This is a genomic window from Burkholderia sp. E168m23, from assembly GCF_016586125.1.
GTDB classification, from domain to species: domain Bacteria; phylum Pseudomonadota; class Gammaproteobacteria; order Burkholderiales; family Burkholderiaceae; genus Burkholderia; species Burkholderia orbicola.
This window is the reverse complement of record NZ_BCPP01001129.1, coordinates 1-2,057: the sequence shown is the minus strand read 5'-3', so window position 1 is coordinate 2,057 and position 2,057 is coordinate 1. Positions and strand designations below refer to the sequence as shown.

The following is a 2,057-nucleotide window of genomic DNA, read 5'->3' as shown; positions in this document are numbered from 1 at the left end:
CCCCCGCCTAGATGCTCGCTCGCAGCGTCCTTGTCGAGCATCACGTTCACCAAGTCCATTTGGCGGTCACAAGAGACGCGCTGGACACCCATCCCGCCGCTTTCCACCGAGTTCCCACCACAACTCACCGACCATCTACCGCCCGCGCCGGAACCGCTGCCGCGCCCAAATTCGCGCCACCGATTCTCGGCAACCACACAAACGCGATCGTAACCAGCGTAACGCCGACGCCAAGCATCGGCACCACCATTGGCCACGCGCCCGACTGATAGCGCGGATCGGTGAAAACCGCCGCCGTCTGCCCCACGCTGAAAGCGAAGAACATCATGATGAAGCCGGACCACGATACCGCGCGGCCGGCAAGATGAGGCAGGCCGCTGACCGCGCCTGCCTGCCCGCATGGCTGATGGATTCCGTGCCCGAGACAATACACGCCGTGCCCGACGAGCAGCGGCCAGATGCTGCCGGGAAGCAGCGCGCACCCCAATGCCTGGATCACCGCGCCTGACAGGCTCAGCGTCGCGCCTTGCCGCACCGTTCGCAGCATGCTTTGACGTCGCAGCAAGTGCCGGCAGCCAACGGTACTGAGGACATAGACGAGCGTCCCGCTCGCCGGAATCCAGCCGTATCGCTGGGGCGAGATGCCGAGCTGCCGGATGTAAATCGTCGGAGAAAGCAGCAGAAAACAGAACATGCCGGTGTACGTCGACGCGGCCAGCAGCGTCCATACCCTGAACGGGGCATTGCCGAATATCTCGCGCACGTCCCCGGTCGAGTTCCGGCCCGGCGCGATTCTGGCGGCGCTTTCCTCGAAGCCGTACCAGCACATGACGAGCAAGCCGAACGCATACAGGCTCATCCCCGCGAGTACCCATCGCCAGCCCGCGTGCTGCGTGACATACGCGCCGAGAATCGGGGCAAGGAACGCCATCATCCCCATTCCCATAAAACCGCGCGCCATCACGTACGGGCCGTCGCCCGCCGAGTACCGGTCGCGTACCGTCGCACGCGCGCATACCAGGATCGCGGCCATCGCAAAGCCCTGCATCGCACGCGCGGCCACCAGCATCGCGGCGCTCGATGCGAGCGCCGCCGCCAATGCACTCAGCGCATAGAGCGCAAGGCCGGTCAGCAAGACGGGGCGGCGGCCGATTCGGTCGGAAAGACCGCCCATCGGCAATTGTCCGACACCGAATATCAATGCGAAAACCGTGAGACTGACGCTGGCGGAGCCCAGTGTCGCGGCGATTTCAGGCAGGGCCGGCAGATAACTGTCGGTCGCCACCGGCTGGGCCGCCAGCAGCAGCGGCAACATGAGCGCGAAGTTCAGGCGAGCGGGGCGCGTGGTGTCCGGCATGACGGTGTTCGGCACGGTATCGGGCGTGGACGGAGGACAGCGGTAATGCGAGATTGCTCGGCGCAGCTCGTTCGTATGGACGCGCCCGCCGAGTCTACCGGATCGCGCCCGCCGACACTGTCGCGATCGATGCCTTGGCGCATCGGGATCGCCTGCATGCCGATCCCCATCGCGTGTTCAGTCGAACGGCACGGCCAGCCGGTCGATCACCGCGCTGGTCGCGGGCCGCACGCCGCGCCACCATGCGAACGCCTCGGCCGCCTGCTCGACCAGCATGCCGACACCATCCGCGATCCCGTGCACGCCCGCGTTTTTAGCGAGCCGGAGAAACGGCGTGAGCCGCTTGCCATAGGCGAGTTCGTAGGCGGTTCCCGTCGGACTGAACACGCTCGGCGGGACAGGCGGCAGATCGCCGGTCAAACTGGCCGACGTCGCGTTGACGACCAGATCGAAACGTCCCATCCGCGCGAGGTCGGCATAGCTGCCGGCAACCAGAGGGCCGCGACCGGCGACCTGCGCGGCCAGCAAGCGCGCCTTGTCGACGTCGCGATTCGCGATCACGAGTTCCGCCGGGCCGGCGTCGAGAAACGGCAGCAGCGCGCCGCGCGCTGCGCCGCCCGCACCGAACACCAGCACGCGCTTGCCGGCCATCGGCAGATTGAGGTTCGCCTCGATATCGCGAACCAGCCCGATGCCGCCG

The 2,057-nt window shown here is 66.7% G+C and carries 1 protein-coding gene and 1 pseudogene; both read right to left on the bottom strand.

Going from position 1 to position 2,057, the window contains the following annotated elements; all coding sequences use genetic code 11:
* Nucleotides 1-124 precede the first annotated feature (124 nt).
* Nucleotides 125-1,357: an MFS transporter gene (locus JMF90_RS34865; RefSeq protein WP_054928644.1), complete on the bottom strand. Its 1,233-nt coding sequence runs from the start codon at nucleotides 1,355-1,357 to the stop codon at nucleotides 125-127.
* A 177-nt stretch (nucleotides 1,358-1,534) separates the two neighbouring features.
* Nucleotides 1,535-2,057, bottom strand: a pseudogene (gene aroE, locus JMF90_RS34860) (shikimate dehydrogenase); the annotation flags it as partial.